The sequence below is a fragment of the Weissella sagaensis genome (assembly GCF_005405285.1).
Classification (GTDB): domain Bacteria; phylum Bacillota; class Bacilli; order Lactobacillales; family Lactobacillaceae; genus Weissella; species Weissella sagaensis.
The window spans coordinates 216,545-236,193 of sequence record NZ_BJDT01000002.1 but is presented as its reverse complement, the minus strand read 5'-3'; the positions used below and the strand labels follow the sequence as shown (position 1 = coordinate 236,193).

At 36.5% G+C, this 19,649-nt stretch carries 18 protein-coding genes, 1 tRNA gene, 1 rRNA gene, 1 pseudogene and 1 other annotated feature (1 of these 22 cut by a window edge); of the genes and pseudogenes, 18 read left to right on the top strand and 3 right to left on the bottom strand.

The annotated features are described in order from the left end of the window. The 8 genes and pseudogenes from FFM55_RS03735 to FFM55_RS03700 all read left to right on the top strand — a co-directional run. Positions 1-127, top strand: a pseudogene (locus FFM55_RS03735) (zinc-binding dehydrogenase); the annotation flags it as partial. A gap of 33 nt (positions 128-160) precedes the next feature. Further along, the gene (locus FFM55_RS03730) at positions 161-517 is read left to right on the top strand and encodes a DUF1304 domain-containing protein (protein ID WP_042493117.1); all 357 of its coding nucleotides are present in this window, start codon (positions 161-163) and stop codon (positions 515-517) included. A 645-nt stretch (positions 518-1,162) separates the two neighbouring features. Continuing rightward, positions 1,163-2,704, top strand: coding sequence for a Ppx/GppA phosphatase family protein (locus tag FFM55_RS03725; RefSeq protein WP_137600514.1), 1,542 nt, complete (start codon positions 1,163-1,165; stop codon positions 2,702-2,704). Next, a complete protein-coding gene (locus tag FFM55_RS03720; protein WP_042493113.1) occupies positions 2,701-4,848 on the top strand; it encodes an RNA degradosome polyphosphate kinase in 2,148 nt (715 codons plus the stop codon). The genes FFM55_RS03725 and FFM55_RS03720 overlap by 4 nt, the downstream gene beginning before the upstream one ends. A 24-nt stretch (positions 4,849-4,872) precedes the next feature. Then, the gene (locus FFM55_RS03715) at positions 4,873-5,817 is read left to right on the top strand and encodes a Ppx/GppA family phosphatase (protein ID WP_042493111.1); all 945 of its coding nucleotides are present in this window, start codon (positions 4,873-4,875) and stop codon (positions 5,815-5,817) included. A gap of 203 nt (positions 5,818-6,020) precedes the next feature. Continuing rightward, positions 6,021-6,137, top strand: a 5S ribosomal RNA gene (rrf, locus tag FFM55_RS03710). A 7-nt stretch (positions 6,138-6,144) separates the two neighbouring features. After that, a tRNA-Asn gene (locus FFM55_RS03705) sits at positions 6,145-6,217 on the top strand. A 58-nt stretch (positions 6,218-6,275) separates the two neighbouring features. Beyond that, on the top strand, positions 6,276-6,602 hold the full coding sequence (locus FFM55_RS03700) for a hypothetical protein (protein ID WP_052348413.1): 327 nt from the start codon (positions 6,276-6,278) through the stop codon (positions 6,600-6,602). A 65-nt stretch (positions 6,603-6,667) separates the two neighbouring features. Here FFM55_RS03700 and FFM55_RS03695 read toward each other — a convergent pair whose 3' ends face one another. Then, positions 6,668-7,543 carry a LysR family transcriptional regulator gene (locus tag FFM55_RS03695; protein ID WP_042493109.1) on the bottom strand — a complete coding sequence of 292 codons (876 nt, stop codon included), beginning with the start codon at positions 7,541-7,543 and terminating at the stop codon, positions 6,668-6,670. 105 nt (positions 7,544-7,648) lie between these two features. Here FFM55_RS03695 and FFM55_RS03690 point away from each other — a divergent pair, with 105 nt between their 5' ends. After that, positions 7,649-9,280 carry a malolactic enzyme gene (locus FFM55_RS03690; protein WP_137600513.1) on the top strand — a complete coding sequence of 544 codons (1,632 nt, stop codon included), beginning with the start codon at positions 7,649-7,651 and terminating at the stop codon, positions 9,278-9,280. Between the two features lie 3 nt (positions 9,281-9,283). Then, positions 9,284-10,240 carry an AEC family transporter gene (locus FFM55_RS03685; RefSeq protein WP_042493106.1) on the top strand — a complete coding sequence of 319 codons (957 nt, stop codon included), beginning with the start codon at positions 9,284-9,286 and terminating at the stop codon, positions 10,238-10,240. 109 nt (positions 10,241-10,349) lie between these two features. Here FFM55_RS03685 and FFM55_RS03680 read toward each other — a convergent pair whose 3' ends face one another. Then, a complete protein-coding gene (locus tag FFM55_RS03680) occupies positions 10,350-10,703 on the bottom strand; it encodes an iron-sulfur cluster biosynthesis family protein (RefSeq protein ID WP_042493105.1) in 354 nt (117 codons plus the stop codon). A 199-nt stretch (positions 10,704-10,902) separates the two neighbouring features. On the opposite strand from FFM55_RS03680, the gene FFM55_RS03675 reads away from it, so the two are divergent. Further along, the gene (locus tag FFM55_RS03675) at positions 10,903-11,154 is read left to right on the top strand and encodes a GlsB/YeaQ/YmgE family stress response membrane protein (RefSeq protein WP_042493103.1); all 252 of its coding nucleotides are present in this window, start codon (positions 10,903-10,905) and stop codon (positions 11,152-11,154) included. A 15-nt stretch (positions 11,155-11,169) separates the two neighbouring features. Next, entirely contained in the window at positions 11,170-11,826 is a 657-nt protein-coding gene (locus FFM55_RS03670) for a hypothetical protein (protein WP_042493102.1), read from the top strand. 59 nt (positions 11,827-11,885) lie between these two features. Here FFM55_RS03670 and FFM55_RS03665 read toward each other — a convergent pair whose 3' ends face one another. Continuing rightward, positions 11,886-12,728, bottom strand: coding sequence for a MurR/RpiR family transcriptional regulator (locus FFM55_RS03665; protein ID WP_042493101.1), 843 nt, complete (start codon positions 12,726-12,728; stop codon positions 11,886-11,888). Positions 12,729-12,881: 153 nt separating this feature from the next. Between FFM55_RS03665 and gnd the strand changes: the two genes are divergently transcribed. The 6 genes from gnd to FFM55_RS03635 all read left to right on the top strand — a co-directional run bounded on the left by gnd (position 12,882) and on the right by FFM55_RS03635 (position 19,570). Then, positions 12,882-13,790, top strand: a complete 909-nt coding sequence (gene gnd / locus FFM55_RS03660) for a phosphogluconate dehydrogenase (NAD(+)-dependent, decarboxylating) (RefSeq protein ID WP_137600512.1) — start codon at positions 12,882-12,884, stop codon at positions 13,788-13,790. Between the two features lie 126 nt (positions 13,791-13,916). Beyond that, positions 13,917-14,606, top strand: a complete 690-nt coding sequence (locus tag FFM55_RS03655) for an FGGY family carbohydrate kinase (RefSeq protein WP_042493096.1) — start codon at positions 13,917-13,919, stop codon at positions 14,604-14,606. A 604-nt stretch (positions 14,607-15,210) separates the two neighbouring features. Beyond that, the gene (tyrS, locus tag FFM55_RS03650; RefSeq protein WP_042493094.1) at positions 15,211-16,470 is read left to right on the top strand and encodes a tyrosine--tRNA ligase; all 1,260 of its coding nucleotides are present in this window, start codon (positions 15,211-15,213) and stop codon (positions 16,468-16,470) included. Between the two features lie 130 nt (positions 16,471-16,600). Then, positions 16,601-17,635: a branched-chain amino acid aminotransferase gene (locus tag FFM55_RS03645; protein ID WP_042493090.1), complete on the top strand. Its 1,035-nt coding sequence runs from the start codon at positions 16,601-16,603 to the stop codon at positions 17,633-17,635. Positions 17,636-18,022: 387 nt separating this feature from the next. After that, complete coding sequence (locus tag FFM55_RS03640; RefSeq protein ID WP_137600511.1) at positions 18,023-19,123, top strand: PTS sugar transporter subunit IIC; 1,101 nt, start codon at positions 18,023-18,025, stop codon at positions 19,121-19,123. A 111-nt stretch (positions 19,124-19,234) separates the two neighbouring features. Next, the gene (locus FFM55_RS03635) at positions 19,235-19,570 is read left to right on the top strand and encodes a thioredoxin family protein (RefSeq protein WP_042493086.1); all 336 of its coding nucleotides are present in this window, start codon (positions 19,235-19,237) and stop codon (positions 19,568-19,570) included. A gap of 71 nt (positions 19,571-19,641) precedes the next feature. Next, positions 19,642-19,649: a binding site (T-box leader), on the top strand (it continues 228 nt past the right edge of the window).

Genomic DNA, 19,649 nt, shown 5'->3' with positions numbered 1-19,649 from the left:
TAGAAATAATAATTTGAAGATTGTGATTGATAGCACATATCCGCTTACAACTGAGGGAATACAATCTGCCCAAAAGCGTAGTGAAACACATCATGCTCGTGGAAAAGTTATTGTTAAGATAAAATGATGCACGTAATTTCTGTCGCAGGAGAAAAAATTTATGATTGAAACTATTTTGATAGCTATTGTGAGCATTGAGGCAATAGGTATTATGATTTTAGAAATGTTTGGAGCGCCTAAACAACAAGCAAATGCATTTGAATTAGATGAATCTTTTGTTAAAATGCCTGAAGTTAAAACTTTATTAGCCAATCAAGGAATATATAATGGCCTTTTTGGTGCATTGATTATTGGTACACTCGTATTTTTAAAAGGGCCACAGCAAACAACAATGTTGGAATTAGAAATGTTGTTTGTGGTTCTAGTAGCGATTTATGGTAGTCTAACAGCTGCTAAAAAAATACTCATCATACAAGGATTACCTGCTTTTTTAGCTTTTATGGTTTTAATCTTCTAATCTGAGTTAGATAAAATTAAAGCTAGTGCAACTAGTATCATGAAATTCAGCACTAGTTATGAAACATGGCAAAGTGTAACAGTTACTAACTGAAGTTAAATAAAATCAAGCCCACTGAGCTATGCTAAATTGCATAACTTGGTGGGCTTTTTTGTGTTGTGAATGAATCTTTAAATTTGTAGCATTTTTTGTAGCACTGATAAAAATAATTAATAGTAATTATTATCTATTTATATAGTAGAAAACTGTTAAAAAAAGAAAAATATAGTGTACTATTTTTTACAATTTATTATATTTTGCCCCCAGTCGGCATGCGATGACTCTTACAACCTCTTGATATCAAAGGTTGTAAGAGTATTTTTTTGTTTTGTAGCACATATATTATTAATATATGTTAAAAATAATAATAAATCATATAAAGCGTCACCTGACAAATAACGGTCAGATGGCGCTTTTTTAATGTACTTTCAAACGGGTTAAAAAGCGGTTTATCATAAAAATGATAACAAGAACACATCTCTATTATTCATTTTGATTTCATAATTAATAATAGTAGTAAATAAGTTTTGATAGATTTAAGTAGGAAAATTAAGGTATACTAACTATGAAAATGAAAGAATAATGATAAATTGGGGAGATTTTTATATGACTCAAAAATACTTTGGGGTGATGACGGTTAACATTACAGGGGTGGAATTAGTGATTGTTAACTTAAAAACGCATAAATCTCTAGAAAAAGTAGATAAAGAAATTAATTTGGGTGATGATGTTTATCGTAATCGTCCAGTACAATTTACGTCAGTAAATAAAATAGTTGAAGCATTAACAGGCTTTATTCAAATATTACGAGATTATGATATCGAAAATTATCAATTATGGGGTAGTCAAGGACTATCACAGGCAATCAATGCTGACTTTATTGCAGATCAATTTTATCTACATACAGGTCTTGAGATTAATTGGTTATCAATAAGTGATGAGGCTTATTATCGTAATCAAAATATTGCATTAGAATTTGCAAAAAAGCAATCAAGTGCGACTGGTATTGTATACCTTATAGGTATTACATCTGGTAATACGTCAATTACACGTTTTGATAATGGTAACTTTATAACATCGACTAATTTTTCGTTAGGACCAGTTAAAATTGCGGAAGATCTAGATAGTTTAAGACGTTCAGCACCGAATTCTATTGGTGTTTTGAGTGATTATATTGATAGTAAGCTAAAGGATTTTGATCGTGATGGACAAATAACGTTATTACCAGATAATCAAGAAACCCAAGTTATGTTATTAGGCACGTCGTCACTAAAAAAAATAGTTGCAGAATATACAAAGAATAGTAATGACGGTTCATTAGACATTGATACTTTTCGTGATTTATTAGACACGCTTGTTGATGCGTCAGATCAATATTTAATGGAACAACTCATGATTAATGAATCTGTTATACCATTAGTATTACCCGAATTATTATTAATCGACCGAATTGTACAACTAACTAATGCAAAGACATTACGCTTCTCAGATTCTAGCGTTATTGATGGGGTTGTTAATAATGAAGAAGTAGCATTAGGCTTTTCTAAACATGATTTCAGTAACCAGACGATTAAAATGTCAATGAATCTTGCTAATCATTATAATGTTGAGCCAATCCATCGGGATATTGTGACAAAATTTGCACTGCATTTATTTAATCAATTAAAACCATTACACAGGTTGGGAAAACGGGAAGCTGTCTTATTAGAAGTGGCATCGATTTTGCATGATGTTGGCAATTATATTAGTGTACATTCGCATTATATTCATTCTGAGTATATTATTCGCCATTCTGATATTATTGGGCTATCACAGGAAGAAAAAGAAATTGTGGCTGCTATTGCTAAATATCATAGTGTGACAACGCCTAGCGCGGATTTAAGTCATTTTAATCAAATTTCAACTGAAAATCGGCGTTTAATTTCAAAATTAGCAGCTATTTTACGATTAGCAGATGCATTAGATGATGATCGGCAACAAAAAATTAAAAAGATTTCAGTGTCAATTAAAAATCATCATGTTATTATTTCCGCCTATAGTAATGATAGTTTAGCTTATGAAAATTGGATTTTTAATTCAAAAAGTCAGTTTTTTCAAGAGACATACGGACTAAAACCAATACTTAAGCAAAAGGGGGTTAAGCCATGACAAAAATAGATTATACAGATTCGAGTCTTTATACTAATCGTGAATTAAGTTGGTTAGATTTTAATGATCGCGTGCTTGAAGAGGCACGACAAAAGAATAATCCCTTATTGGAACGGTTAAAATTTTTGGGTATTACACAAAGTAATATGGATGAATTTGTTATGGTACGGGTGGCATCGTTAGCTAAATTGATTGCTGTTGAGTGGAATGGACACGATGCATCTGGTTTAACGCCAACACAGCAATTAAAGGCGGTAAACGATAAAGCGCATGAACAATTGACTAAGCAGTATGTCACACTTAACCGCATTTTATTACCAGCAATTAAACAAGTGGGCATTAATTTATTACGTGTGCCAAATTTAACACATGAGCAATTTCAATTTATTAAAGACTACTTTCATGATGAATTATACCCGGTGCTAACACCAATGGCTGATGATAGTTCACGGCCGTTTCCGTTTATTAGTAATGATACGATTAACTTTTCCCTACGATTGACTAAAAAAGGCTCAGATAAGTCATTATATGCCACATTGCAGGTCCCTAAAATTTTCTCACGTGTTATTAAACTACCCGGTGGCGAAAATGACTTTATATTGCTAGAAGACATTATTGAACGATTTGTGTCGCAATTGTTTATTAATTATGAAATTCAAGAGGTTGCAGTTTTTAGAGTTATTCGTGATATGGATCTAGATGTTGCAGAAGAAGATACGTCAGATTTATTAAAAGAAGTTCAACAGCAATTGAAATTACGTGCTCATGGTAAAGTTATTCGCTTAGAAGTTACCTCAACTATTAGTAAAAAATTACGTAAACGTTTAGTTCGTGAACTCAAAACAGAAGAAGATTCGGTTTATGAAGTTAATGGTCCAATTGATTTAAATTTCTTGGGACAATTAGCTAGTCGCGTAACGGGGCATGACGAATTAAAATATGAACCATTCCAACCCTACCAGAATGAGGCATTAACAGCGAACTATAATATTTTTGATACAATTAAGCAACATGACCAATTAATGCATCACCCGTATGATAAGTTTGATTCAGTTGTAGAATTTATTCGGCAAGCCTCTATTGATGAGGGTGTTTTGGCAATTAAAATGACATTATATCGGGTATCAGGACACTCGCCAATTATTAAATACTTGGGGAGAGCTGCCCAAAATGGTAAACAAGTTACTGTGTTAGTTGAAGTGAAGGCACGATTTGATGAAGAGAATAATGTTCATTGGGCACGTGAACTTGAACAAATGGGGTGTCATGTTATTTATGGGCTAGTTGGACTTAAGACACATTCGAAATTATCGTTAGTGGTGCGGCGCGAAGAGAGTGGTATTCGTCGCTATATTCATTTAGGAACAGGGAATTACAACGATAGTACTGCTCATTTTTATACTGATATCGGCTTGTTAACGGCAAATAATAATATTGGAATTGATGTAACAAATATCTTTAATATGCTATCAGGATATTCTAAACCACCTTATTTCCATAAATTACACATTTCGCCCAACGGTATTCGTGAGTTTATGATTAACCGACTAGATCAAGCAATTAATTATGCGAAAGAGAATCGGCCTGTTCGAGTACGGATGAAGATGAATTCTTTATCTGATCAAGAGATGATTGCTAAAATGTATGAAGCATCACATGCAGGGGTAACAATTGATTTGATTATTCGTGGTATTTGTTGTTTAAAGCCTGGTATTGAAGGGATTAGTGATAATATCACAGTGCATTCAATTGTTGGCCGCTTTTTAGAGCATAGTCGTATATATATTTTTGATTTTGATGGTGAACAACAAGTTTATCTAGCCTCAGCCGATTTAATGACAAGAAATTTAAATCGTCGAGTTGAACAAATGTTTCCCATTGAAAAGCCGACGCTATTAAAGCGCGTATTAGATATTTATCAAATCATGTGGGATGATAACGTAAAAACTAGAGTCTTAGGTGCAGATGGTATATATCAACGTGTAGATCGTCGAGGTCGTGCGTCATTAGATGCTCAAGATTTTTTTGCAACACAAGCAACGCAATTAACCATTGCAAATAAAGAAAAAATGCAGCAAAATAATCCAAATCAGTTTCAACTAATGATGAGTCCGGAAAATCAACATGAACCATTTAGTGACTAAGTAAAGAAAGTAGAGAAAAACATTATGGAAAATTTTGTTGTGATTGATTTAGGGTCAAATTCGGTCAGAATGACGGTTACCAAGATTAATGATGATGGTACTTATGAAACCGTGACACAGATGAAAGAATTTGTGCGACTTTCTGAAAATATGGGGCCTGATAAAATCCTACAACCTGAAGCGATTAAGCGGACTTTTGCAGCGTTAGAGTCATTTAAAGAGGTTTATGAGAAATTAGAGAATGTTGTCATTAAAGCAGTGGCAACTGCTGCCGTGCGACAAGCATCGAATCAAAAATCCTTTTTAAAAAAGGTGAAAATGGCATTTGGCATTGATTTAGAAGTTATTTCAGGGACCCAAGAAGCCTATTATGACTATATTGGGGTTACTGAGACGTTGCCAGTAACGAATGCAATATTGATTGACACTGGTGGTGCAAGTATTGAAATTGTACTTGTTCAAAATGGGAAGCTTGCTAATTTAATTAGTATACCGATTGGTTCAGTGACAATTTCTTCTGAATTTGATTTAAGTAACCATATTGAAGCTTCCGAGTTATTTAAGGCAGTTATTAGTATGAACGATATTTATCAAAATATTTGGTGGTTAAAAAATGGGATGAATTTACCAATTATTGGATTAGGTGGTAGCAATCGTACACTGGCTAAAATTAATCGACGTCGTGATCAATTATTTAATATGGAAGATATTCACGGTTACAAAATTAAAGGGACACAGGCGAATAAGACCTTTGAGGATATTATTGGGTTAGATTGTGAAGGCCGTAAGGGAGTGCCTGGAATTAGTCGAGATCGTGCTGACATTATCGTTGGTGGGTTAATACCGATTGTATTATTAATGAATACTTTAGATTCTGAAAAAATTACATTTTCTACTAGTGGTTTACGTGTGGGTATTTTATATGAACATTTACATGATATACTGCGGGCAAATGTGGAAGGTGAATAAAAATACATGTTAAAAGTTTGTGGGTCTGACAGTTTTGTTAGGTTTGCAAGCTTTTTTTAATAGGGTAATTTATTTGTCGTGTTATTTATTAATAGCGCAATGAATCGCATAGTTGTGACATATTATATTAAAAGGTATTGACAGGGACTTAATTTAGAGATAATATAGTTAACCGTAGGTGATATACTTATATAGATATAACGTGTCGTGATGATGGCACTGAGGTCACACCTGTTCCCATACCGAACACAGAAGTTAAGCTCAGTAACGCCAAAAGTAGTTGGAGGATCGCCTCCTGCGAGGATAGGACGTCGCGATGCATATCATTCCGAATTAGCTCAGTTGGTAGAGCACACGACTGTTAATCGTGCTGTCGTCGGTTCGAGCCCGACATTCGGAGTCTGATAGCCATTCCATTGTGAATGGCTTTTTTTGTATCTAAACGGAGGTGGGATAGAATGAAATTAACGATGGAAGAACAAATCAAACAATTAACGGTAGCGTTAGAGCAAGCTCGAAAAGAAGCAGAAAAATGGCAAACAGGTGCTGAAATTTATGAAGCACAAGCAACTGAATTACAGGAAACCATGCAATTAATGGCGCAAGAAATTGAAAAATTGCGTCATGAAAACGAGGTACTTCGTCAAAAACAGGTTCAGGTGCAGACCATGATCCCAGTTAAGCAACAGCGAGTGGTAGCTGATCAAGAGTTAGCCCATTATCGTATTATTGAAGATGCGTTAATTAGTAAAATTCAACAATTAGAACAACAACTAAGAAAATAAAAATGTTATAGACAGTTTTCAAAAGCCACTGCGTTTTATACGCAGTGGCTTTTTTGTGGCGATATTTATTGAAAGGCACTTTTAATAATTTCGCTAACTTTAATTTGATCTTGTGTCATGTAGTGCTGTTTTCTAAATGCCATATAGACATGGAAATTAGGTTGGGGTTGATCAATTAGACCAATTTTTTTTAAACCGATTTCGTCTTTTTGCATCGCTAATTCTGTTAGAAATGCTAAACCAATACCTTCGCGAACTAAGTTTTTCATAGCTGTAACGTTATTGCTTTGATAAATAATATGAGGTTGAACACCTGATTGATTAGAAAGTGTTTTAAAAGCTTTTGGATGAACGAATTGCTCGTCCAAAGAGATGAAGGCATCATTGGCAAAATCGGCGAAAGAGGCGAAGTTTCGTGGGTCATTGGCCTTGGCAACGATAATAAATGGAAAGCTAGCTAATTCAACAACTTCTAAGTCAGTTAAATCAAAATTTTCGGTAGCACCTATCAGTGCAATATCGATATTACCTTGACGTAAGAGTGTTAATAATTTGGAACTACCGACTTCTTCAGTCTCAATTAACTGCAAAACATTAGCTTTCAGTAGCTTTTTTGCGACCTTTGAAAATAAATATGTCTCAATAATGGGAGGCAATCCTAAATGAATTTTATGACGATTTAAGCGTTGAATTTCTTTGGTGGCAGTTGACCATTCAACCTGTATATGGCGAGCACTTTGTAATAAAATGGCACCTGCTTCAGTTAAATTAACTTCTTTATGCGCTTGATTTCGTGTGAATAATGTTGCGCCAACTTCTTGCTCTAATCGCTTTATGGCATAAGTAATAGTCGGTTGAGTCACATGAAATTGTTCAGCAACTAATGTGTAGTTTTTATGGACAGCTAAACTCTCAAAATAAGCCAAATCTTTTAAATGCATGCTATTCACCTCATATAAATATTTTTTATGTAAACGGTCGCTTTTGACTATACCAGTTTTAAAAGTTTATTATACGCTGTTGTACTTAATAGGAGGTAATTTGAGATGAAAAATGGAATGCAAATTTTGCAAGATCCTTTTAGCAATAAAGGAACTGCCTTTACAATGGCAGAACGTGAAGAACTGGGCTTAGTTGGTTTGTTGCCAACTAAAATTCAATCATTAGGTGAGCAAGTTGCACAAGCTTACGAACAATATAATACTAAAGTTAGTGATATTGAAAAACGCCTATTTTTGAGCCAAATTTTTAATGAAAACCGTACTTTATTTTATGCAGTATTAGGTGCACATTTGACTGAAATGATGCCAATTGTCTATTCACCAACTGTTGGTGAAACAATCGAACACTATTCAGAGCTATTTGTGAATCCACAAGAAGTTTCTTTTTTGGATATTCACCATCCAGAAAATATCGCTGATAGTTTGAAGAATGCTGCTAATGGTCGTGATATTGATATGATCGTTATCACAGATGGTGAAGGTATTTTAGGTATTGGTGACTGGGGTGTACAAGGAGCTGACATTGTTGTTGGTAAGTTGATGGTTTACACAGCAGCTGCTGGTATTGACCCACGCCGCGTTTTGCCAGTTGTTTTAGATGCTGGCACAAATCGTGAGTCACTTTTGGAAAATGATGGTTACCTTGGTAATCGTCATGAACGTGTTCGTGGTGATGAATACTTTAACTTTATCGATCAATTGTTTGATGAAGCTGATCAAATTTTCCCAAACTTTTACTTGCACTTTGAAGATTTCGGTCGTTCAACAGCAACAAAATTGTTAACACGTTACCAAGACCGTTTGGCTACGTTTAACGATGACATCCAAGGTACTGGAATTGTTGTAACAGCGGCAGTATTGAGCGCATTAAAGATTACTGGTGAGAAATTAACTGATCAAACTTATATTACATATGGTGCTGGTTCAGCTGGTGTTGGTATCGCTAATCGTGTGTTGCAAGAATTTATTAATGCTGGTTTGACAGCAGAAGAGGCTCGTAAGCACTTTTACTTAGTTGATCGTCAAGGTTTGCTATTTGATGATGATGAGAATTTAACGCCAGAACAACGTCCATTTGCTCGTTCACGTGATGAATTTGATAATGACACTGATTTAACAACTTTAGAAGCAACTGTTAAGGCTGTACACCCAACGATTTTAGTTGGAACATCTGGTCAAGCAGGTCACTTTACTGAAGAAATTGTTCGTGAGATGGCTGCTCATGCAGAGCGTCCAATTATCTTGCCATTATCAAACCCAACTAAGTTACACGAAGCAATTCCAGAAGATGTCATTAATTGGTCTGAAGGTCGTGCGTTGGTAGCAACTGGTATGCCATTTGAACCGGTTAATTATGATGGTGTTGCGTACCACATTGGACAAGCTAACAATGCCGTTGTTTATCCTGGTATTGGGCTAGGTGTGATTGCAAGTAAGGCAAACTTATTGACTGAAAATATGCTGTCAGCTTCAGCTACAGCTTTGGGTGAATTGGTTGATACTAGCAAGGTTGGTAGTGCTATTTTGCCATCATTTGAGAAGCTATCTGAAATTTCAACGGCAGTGGCGACAGCTGTTGCACAAGCCGCTATTGATGATGGTGTTGCACAACAACAAGGAGATGCTAAGACGTTGGTAGAAAAATACCAATGGCACCCAGTTTATGGAGAGGACTAAATCATGGATGCAATAGTAACCTCATTAAGCAGCATCGTTAAAATTATTTTTGTTGTGTTAATTGGTATTTATTTACGTAAAAAGGACCATTTCCACGATACTTTTAAAAAAGATTTGGAATTTTTAATTGTTAATGTTGCCTTGCCAATTTCTGTTTTTGTGGGTATTCAAGAAAATTTGACGCGTAAATTACTTGGATCATTTGGTATGAGCGTGTTGTTTGTCGCAGCAGCATTCTTTATTCTTTATGTTTTAAGCTTCATTGCTAATAAAGTATTTAATATTCGTGTGGGTCGTCGTGGTATTATCACGAATACTTTTACCAATGATAATGTTATCTTTATTGGTTTGCCATTAGCATTAGCTATTTTTGGTACTAAGGCAATGCCATTTTATTTGGTTTATTACTTAGTTAATACAATTTCAACATGGGCAATTGGTATTTTCTTTATTCAAAATGATACGACTGAGAAAAATGAAAAATCATCATTTAATTGGAAGAAGCTTGTGCCAGCACCAGTGCTTGGTTTTGTGATTGGTATTATTTGGTTATTGATTGGTTTACCATTGCCAGAAGTTGCAGGTTCAAGTTTGAACATGGTGGGTGGATTAGTAACACCACTTGCTTTGCTATACTTGGGTATCATTATTGCAGATGCCGGTTTGAGTTCACTAAAGATTGAACGTGATACCATTATTGCTTTAATTGCGCGTTTTGTTATTGGTCCAGCAGTTATGTTTATGATGTTGAAGTTTATTCAACAAACACCATTTGCATTATCTGGTTTAGGTGTAAAAGTTATTTTCCTAATGTCGGGTATGCCAGCTTTGACAGCAATGGCATTACTTGTTGGTCAAGCTAAAGGTGATACAAAGTTTGCAAGTAACGTTATTACAATTTCAACTTTGCTATTTATTATTTTAGTGACTGCTTACTTGGCAATCGCAAACTTAATCTAAGTGTTAAAAATAACGATTTAAATAAAAATAAGCATTTTCTAATATAAAAAACAGGCAGTTATCGATATATCGGTAACTGCCTGTTTTTGATTTATGATAGCAAATATAACTATGCTGTTGTTTGTAAATTACGTAAAGTCACGCTAGGATCTAAAATACCAGCATCGCTAGATAAACTATAGCGTAGGTAACGATCAACATCTAATTTTAAATTGGGTTCTAATTGGCTAGTTGTGTAGTCTTTGATGTAGACCGGACCAAAGTCACTGTCAATTGTTTCATTAAAATCAGCTGATAAATCATCAGTTTGGCAAAGTACAAGATTAAAAGCCACATCAAATGTGCATGTTGCAGAATCAGAAAATGGACCGACACCATCATCTAAATCTAAAGCGATAGTTGTGTTTGGTGTGATAAGTTTTGAAATACGCTCTTTAGCAGCGTCTGTAAATGTTAAGTACATAATAATCCCCTTTTAAGGATATTGTAACAGTAACATTAAATATTTAAAAGTAAATTGACACGTCAATAAATGTATTCTTACTAAGGTAAAAGTCATAATATTTTATATATATAAGAAAATTGTGTATACTTATCGTAGTGTTGTATGTGATAACATTGTGTATGATTATCATCGGTTTATATAGAGAAGGAGATTTATTATGTTTCATTTGATTTGGGTATTAATTATCGGTGCTGTTATTGGTGCTATTGCGGGTGCTGTTACTAAGAATGGTGGCTCAATGGGTTGGATCGCAAATATTGTAGCTGGACTAATTGGATCATGGTTAGGTGAAAAGGTCCTTGGTTCTTGGGGACCTCACGTTGCTGATATGGCAATTATCCCATCAATTATTGGTGCCGTTATCATTGTAATCATTGTTTCTTGGCTATTAGGTCGTGCAAAGAAATAATTAGAGGAGTGGGTTGTGGTTAAACAAGGTCATTATGCTGGCGTTCAGTCTAACAAAAAAAGGCGTTCAATACGTCAACGTCAGACAAAGCCAGTTGCAAATAAAATTACTAGACAAGATGTTAGTGAGTTTATACAAGGGCGTTATGTTTTAACGCAGCGTGGTACGTCAGATCTGGTTGATGAAACAATGCAACGTTTTTTATCAACATGGCTATTGCAAGCAACATCAGCAGATTCAGATGTTTGGGATATGAAAATAATTACCCAACAGACCTTCACGCATATTGCTAACCAAGTACCTTGGCAATTTTATGCGGTTATTGTGAAACAGTGGGATAAATTAAGCCATTTTTTGATTAAAGAAGTACCTGCTGTGCCAGTCGCAACGCCAATAAAATTAATGCAACAAGTGTTTGATATAAAGCTTTTAATCAGTCAACAATTGGCTATTAATTGGTATCTAACGCGTTTTAATACTGAAAGTCAGCTAGCAACGATTAAAACAACAGATATTTCACAATTAGTGAAATCATTTGTCGCAGCTGATGAAATAGTTTGGCAAAATGTTGCTGTTGTTTATTCAACAATCCCATTCAAGATTAAAACAGATGATGTAACAACAAAAAAATGGTTAGTTAAGCTAAATAGTTTACAACCTGAACAAGTTTAAAAAAATCCTGCTAGTTATTAGATTGATTGATGTCTAAGATTAGCAGGATTTTTAAATTTTTATTCACGACTAGCTTCAATTGTTCGACGCGTCTTTTCAACGACAGCCTGTGTTTTATCACCTAATTGTACGCCAATTAAGGTGAATAAACTGTCAATGATAGCAATTTGAGCTACTAGTGAAGACATAGATTCGCTACGAATATTAACTTCTTCAGCGACGCTTGCTAGAGTGACTGAGGCAAGTTTAGCTAATTCGGACTTGGGGTAAGCAGTGATTGCAATAATTTTGACGTGATTGTCTTTTAGACGTCGGGCAATGTTTAACGTATTGTGGTTACGACCAGAATGTGAAATAACAATAGCAACATCTTGACTTGTCATATGCACGGTTTGCATTAATTGCACATCATAGTCAGGGTGTTGTTCGATGTGTAACGGGGTACGTAAAAGCTTATGATAAGCATCTAAGGCAACAATAGCTGAACCACCAACGCCAAAAATACCGATGGTTTGTGCGTTCAGTAACCAATTTGTTGCGGTTGACCATGATTCTGGTTTAATTAAATTAACTGTTGCATCAAGGGCATTTTGGGCGCCACTAAACACTTTTTGGACGATACTATTTTGATCATCGGTTGCATCAATTTCCCCAAAGAAACTACTTTGCGTGACAGATGAACTAGCTAAGCTCAATGAAAACTCACGAAACGAATTAAAACCAACTCGTTTAACAAAACGTGAAATCGTTGCAGTTGAAACGCCAATGGCATTAGCTAACTCTTGAATCGTTAATGAACGAATTTCGGTAGGATTATCTAAAATGAATGTTGCTATCTTACGATCAGAACCAGTAAGGTGTTCAAACAAAGATCTGATTCGAGCGAAACCTGATTGTGACATATTTTCTCCTTAATAATTTCAATTAATATACAGATGATAAAAATTAAAACAACCCATGAAAACATTTTACAACAAAATACTTGCATTGTGAAAAAGTTTTGCATTATAATAATAATGTAACAAAAACACACATAGAAAAAAGGGGTATTAAACATGAAGTTCGCAATGATCGGTCTTGGTAAGATGGGCTTGAACTTGGTAAAAAATGCCGTTGATAATGGTCATGAAGTAGTTGCTTATGATTTGAGTGCAGATTCTGTTAAAGAAGCTGACGAATATTCACAAGCTGTTACTGGGGTTACTGACTTAGACGACATGTTGGCAGCATTGCCATCACCAAAAGTTGTTTGGGTAATGGTTCCAGCTGGAAAGCCAACTAACTCAACCATTGATACTTTGATTGAGAAGATGGAAGCCGGAGATATCATTATTGATGGTGGAAACTCAAACTACAAGGATAACTTGGAACAAAACAAGCGCACCACTGCTGCCGGTATTAAGTTCTTTGATGCTGGTACTTCTGGTGGTATGTCAGGTGCTCGTAATGGTGGAAACTTCATGGTTGGTGGAGATGATGCCCAAGCATGGAAAGTTATCGAACCATTGTTTGTATCTATTGCTGAAGAAGATGGATACCTATACACTGGTAAGCTAGGTTCAGGTCACTACTTGAAGATGGTTCACAACGGTATCGAATACGGTATGATGCAATCAATCGCTGAAGGTTTCGAAGTTTTGGAAGCCTCACAATACGATTACGATTACGAAGCCGTTGCTAAGCTATGGAACCACGGTTCAGTTATCCGTTCATGGTTGATGGAATTGGCTGAAGATCAATTCTCAAAGGATCCTAAGCTAGACAAGATTTCTGGTGTTATGCACTCATCTGGTGAAGGTAAGTGGACTATTGAAGAGTCATTGGACTTGCAAGTCCCAGCACCTGTTATTGCTTTGTCATTGATGATGCGTTACCGTTCACTACAAGAAGATACGTTTACTGGTAAGGTTGTTTCAGCTTTGCGTAACGGCTTTGGTGGACACGCTATGGATACTGCTAAGTAATGATTGCTTGGTAAAACCCATAAAATATTTTGATTGTGAAAGTGAAGCTGGGGTAGAATTATGCTGCCTCAGCTTTTTTTGTACATCTGTCGTATAATGATAAAAGATGCAGTTAGAGGAGTTATTATGAAATATACATTACTTATCGATGTCACACTGTTGGCAGTCAATACGACACTGATTGATGAAAATGAAGTATCATCACAACAAACTTTTGCATATTCACAAACGACTAAAAATGTGATTGCAGAACAGATTATGACGACAGTGATTACTGCGATAAAGCAAGTACAAACGGTCTTAAATGAGAGTGATTGTATTGAAACAATCACATTTACGGAAATGACCGTAGATAGCTTAATCCCTTTTAATGAACAGAAAAAATCATTAATGCCGGTAAAGTATGGTTATGAAACGCAAAAGTATATCGATGCACTGGTGATGAACGGTGTTATTGGTCAATTAGAACGAAAAACAGGATTAATATTCCAAGAAGTTACGCCACTCATGCAAATTCTCTGGTTGAAAAATGAACAGCCAGCTATATTTACTGATGCAACGCAATATATGAATGTTCAAAGTTATATAATGTACCGGTTATTTGATTTGTATGTTACATCGCCAGCTGCTGCAGGGCGAACGGGTTTTTATAATTTAACAACGCAAACATGGGATGCCCAAGCACTTGCGTTAAGCGGACTTAAAGAACAAATGTTACCGCAAGTAATTGATTTTCAAACACGTAGCTTTATTTTAATGCCGGAAATGTGTACTTACCTAGGGATTGATGAGGATACGATATTTCACGTGAATTAAAATATGATATAATAAATACTGTTATCGGGGATGCAGTTGGTCAAGGGGTGATGTCCTAGGACCGCCTTTTCGGAGGGTGCAATTCCCTGCTGTCCGATAATGGTTTTGTTGAGGTTGTGAAGGAACCTCAGCGAAGCGGAAGGAGTTCTAAGACGGGATTCTTAGAACAAAGGGGATTGTTAATGGGGTGGTGCCCGTTAACATGATATGGTGAAAAAGTATAAGTGGTACGTGGTGGTCCACTTATACACGGAGAGGCCTGCGCTCATTTAGTGAGAGAGGCCTCTTTTTTTGTTATTATACAAAATGTAATCATCTATGCTATAATCGTTTTATCATGTATGATATCAAGTAGGAAGATGAGTGGACAGATAAGCGAATTAGTGGTCGGTGTAAACTAATCAAACTCATTAACGAATTACAATCATAAAAGCGCATGAACGGGCGTCTCACGTTACGAGAGATAAGTGGTCACAAATTGTGGCAATTTAGGTGGTACCGCGTTTAACTGCGCCCTAATCAAGAACGATGTCTTGGTTAGGGTGCTTTTTATTTATTGTGAGAAGTCAAAAAAATAATGACTAATAATTTGGAGGCAAAGTAAATGGCAGTAGATATATTAAATGAACTAGCTTGGCGTGATGCAATTAACCAAGTTACTGACGAAGAAGGTTTACGGGAATTAACACAAAAAGAATCAATTGGCTTATATGCTGGGATTGATCCAACCGGTGATTCAATGCATATCGGACATTTGATTCCTTTTATGATTTTGAAGCGATTCCAATTAGTTGGGCACAAACCAGTAATTGTTGTTGGTGGTGGAACAGGTTCAATTGGTGATCCTTCGGGTAAGAAATCTGAACGCCAGTTACTATCACAAGAAGACGTTGCAAGCAACGTTGAAAAAATTCGTGCACAAATGGCTAAGTTGTTTGGTGAAAATGGTTTCACTATTGTTAACAACTATGACTGGTTGGGTAAAATGTCCTTGTTGGGGATGTTACGTGATTACGGTAAGTTGTTTTCAATCAACACAATGTTAGCTAAAGATGTCGTTGCTTCACGTCTAGAAGCAGGTATTTCATTTACCGAGTTTACATATCAAATTCTACAAGCTATTGATTTTTATGAACTATACCAACGTGAACATGTACGTCTACAAATTGGTGGTTCTGATCAATGGGGAAACATCACAAATGGTGTTGATTTAATTCATAAATTAATCGCAAGTGATGCACCAGCTTTTGGATTAACAGTGCCTTTGTTGTTGAAATCAGATGGAACAAAATTTGGTAAGACTGAAGGTGGTGCAGTTTGGCTAGATCCAGAAAAGACCACACCATTTGAATTCTACCAATTCTGGTTGAACACAGCTGATGCCGATGTTGAAAAAATGCTAAAGTTCTTTACGTTCTTAACGCAGGATGAAATTGCTGATTTAGTTGCTGATTTGTCTAAAAATGCATCAGCTCGTAATGCACAACGTCGTTTAGCACAAGAAGTCACCACTTTCGTGCATGGTGAAGAAGCCATGCATACAGCTGAAGTCATGACAAATGTTTTGTTTGGCAATGCTGATGTTGCAACATTAACAACTGAAGAAGTTGCTGTTTTGGCTGGTAATGTACCAACGTTTACAATTGATAATACTGAAATTGGCCTATTAGACTTGGTTGTCGCTGCTGGTTTTGAAAAGTCAAAGACGGCGGCTCGTCGTTCGGTTAAGGACGGTGCTGTGCGTGTGAATGGTGTACAAATTAAGGATGAAGATGCCGTTATTAATCCTGCTGATAAGTACGATGGTAAATATGTTATTGTAAAACGCGGTAAGAAGAAGTGGGCTGTAGCAGTCGTTAAATAAGTAGGTGAAGGTCTAGGCATGATTCGAAGTGTTTAGATCTTTTCTTTTTGTCGTAAAATAAAAGCTTGACAATAATCTCATTGTATTCTAATAATTGATTAGAAATTTATGAACTTGGGGGAATTATAAGATGGCAAAAACAAAAGTATCTGATTTAGATTGGCAAAATTTGGGATTCGTTTACCATGATTTACCATATCGATATCGTGCAGAATACCATAATGGTAAGTGGGAAGCTGGTAAACTAGTCACAGATAGTCATTTAGAAATGAGTGAGGCTGCAGTTGGGCTTCATTATGGGCAACAAATTTTTGAAGGGTTAAAGGCTTACCGTCGTCAAGATGGCGGTGTTAATATTTTCCGGCCAGATCGTAATGCTGCACGTATGGCACGTTCAGCAGAACGGTTATTGATGGCAAGCTATCCAGAAGATTTATTTGTTGAGGCCATTAAAGAAGTGGTAAAGGCTAATCAAGAGTTTGTCCCCCCTTATGAGTCAGGGGCGACCTTGTATATTCGACCATTGCTAATTGCAGCGACACCAGACATTGGTGTACATCCTGGTAATGATTATATTTTCAATATTTTTGTGACGCCAGTTGGTGCATATTATCCAGGTGGATTAGCACCGACAGCTTATGTTACAAGTGATTTTGATCGTGCTGCGCATGGCGGAACTGGTCAAGCCAAGGTCGGTGGAAACTATGCTGCGTCAATGTTACCAGGCGAACAAGCACACCAAGCTGGTTATTCTGATGTGGTTTATTTGGATCCACGCTTACATGAAAACATTGAAGAATTAGGTTCAGCGAATTTCTTTGGTATCACTAAAGATAATCGTTTCTTAACGCCGAAGTCACCATCTATTTTGCCATCAGTTACGAAGTATTCGTTACTAGAACTGGCTGTTGAAATGGGCTTGCAGCCAGAAGAAACCACAATTAGTATCTATGATTTAGATAAGTTTTCAGAAGCCGGTGCCATGGGAACTGCAGCTGTTATTTCACCAGTTGGTTCGATTACGCACCAAGGTAATAAACATGTGTTTTATTCTGAAACTGAAGTTGGTCCCAAGACGCAGGCTTTGTATGATCGTTTAGTTGCGATTCAATATGGGGATGAAAAAGGGCCAGAAGGTTGGGCAGTTGATGTGCCATTAGATTAAGTATCCGAAAATAGGATTAAGTGTAAGCAACCGACGATGTGTGGGTTGCTTTTTTAATTATTAACTGACAACTATTTTTATTAAAAATAAATTAGAGAAAAGTGTTGACATTCAAATTTTTAGGTTCATAATAATAAACATCAAATAAAAAACGGAGAAACAAAATGATGACAAAGACAGTAATGAACAACACAAATAACGGCTTATTACTCGGCTTAATTTTAGACTTGATTATTATCAACTAAAAGGTCGAGCAATTTGTGTCGGCCTACAAAAAGGGCCGACTAGTTCATCACTGGAATGTTATATTCGTGAACCGCTAGTTAGGAACAGACTAACTAGCGGTTTTTTTGTATCTTCAGGGTTATACGGAGAAGGGGTAAAATTATGGAGCGGGCACAAACACAGACACAGGCACAAGAAAAAAAGCTAACAGCGAAAGATTATGTTTTTTTAGTTTCACAAGGTGTTTCAAATACAGTTTTGGTATTTTTGGGAATTGGCTTGTTGGTTAATACGGTGGGAACAACGATTCACTGGGATGCATTGGTGCAAGTTGGTAATATTGCCCAAAAATTGTTAGCGCCTGCTTTGGGGATGGCAATTGCTGTGATGATGCGCACATCAACTTTGGTGATTGGTGGTACAATGATTGCATCAACAGTTGGTGCCAATAGTGTTTATTTCACGTCAGGTGCAGTAGCGAACACAATGACAGCCACTGGTTGGCAAGCAGCACAAGATGCTGGGTCACAAATTATGACGGCCGGTCAGCCTGTTTCAGCTGTGCTGGCAGGTGTGATTGCTGCAATGTTGGGAAAGTGGATGACCGGTAAGACGCCATTGGATATGGTGTTGGTCCCATTTGCTGTGACAATGGTGGGTTCAATTGCTGGTCTAGGATTGGCATCTGTCACAACACCTGCCCTTAATTGGGTAAGTGGTGCGCTTGGGCATACAATGCAAGTTAATCCAGTCTTGGGTGCTTTAGTTGTTTCACTTTCGTGGTTTGTCTTTTTGATGACACCTGCTTCTTCTGCAGCACTGGCGATTGCAGTCCAACTAGATCCGATGTCTTCAGGGGCAGCTTTGATTGGTACAACAGTTGCTTTCGTTTCATTTACTGCAATGTCTTATAACCAAAATACAATTGGTGGCAATATTGCCCAAGGTTTGGTGACACCGAAAGTCCAATTTGCAAACTTGTTGAAACGACCTATTTTAGCCGTAGGACCAGCAGTTATTGCAATGATTACAGCAGTTATTGCAGTTGTCGGCTTTGATTTTAAAGTTCCCTATGCTCTTGCTGGATTGGGATTGAATTCACTGATTGCACCACTATGGTTGGCGGCACATGATATGCGTGGTTTGGTATTGCTAATTGTATTTGGCATTGTTATACCGGCTGGGTTGGCATGGGGTTACTACCGTTTCTTGAAGGTGATCGGCCAAACAAAGATGCAAGATTTGCGCTTGCAAGAGGTTTAATACGTTCACTTGCCAAATATTTTGTAATCGTGCATACTCAAAAGAGGTTAATTTGACTAATGACGGGTTAACTATTATACTTACAATAAATAAGTGAAAGAGGGCACGGACATGGAATTCTACCAACCAGAATTAAATGATGATGACGTTATTCGTCAAGAAATCGCTAAGCCCGGTAAGCAAGTAATGTTCTTACAAGCTGACTGGTGTGGTGATTGCAAGGCAATTAAGCCATTTGTTAAGGATATTAAAGCAAGCGTGACTGCAGCTGGCGTTAACTGGTTTGATGCTGATCGTGATGCTAATTTAGCTATTGCACAAGAACAAGGATTGATGGGTATTCCAGCATTTGTTTTGTTTGAAGATGGCAAGCAAATTGATCACATCGGTAATGGTGAACGCTTAACACCAATTCAAGTTATGGATTGGATTGCACAAAACGTTTAAATGAAATAATTTCTCATTTAATGATTGACAATTATCTTTGGACTTCGTATGATATGGTCAATTATATTTTTAGAAATTC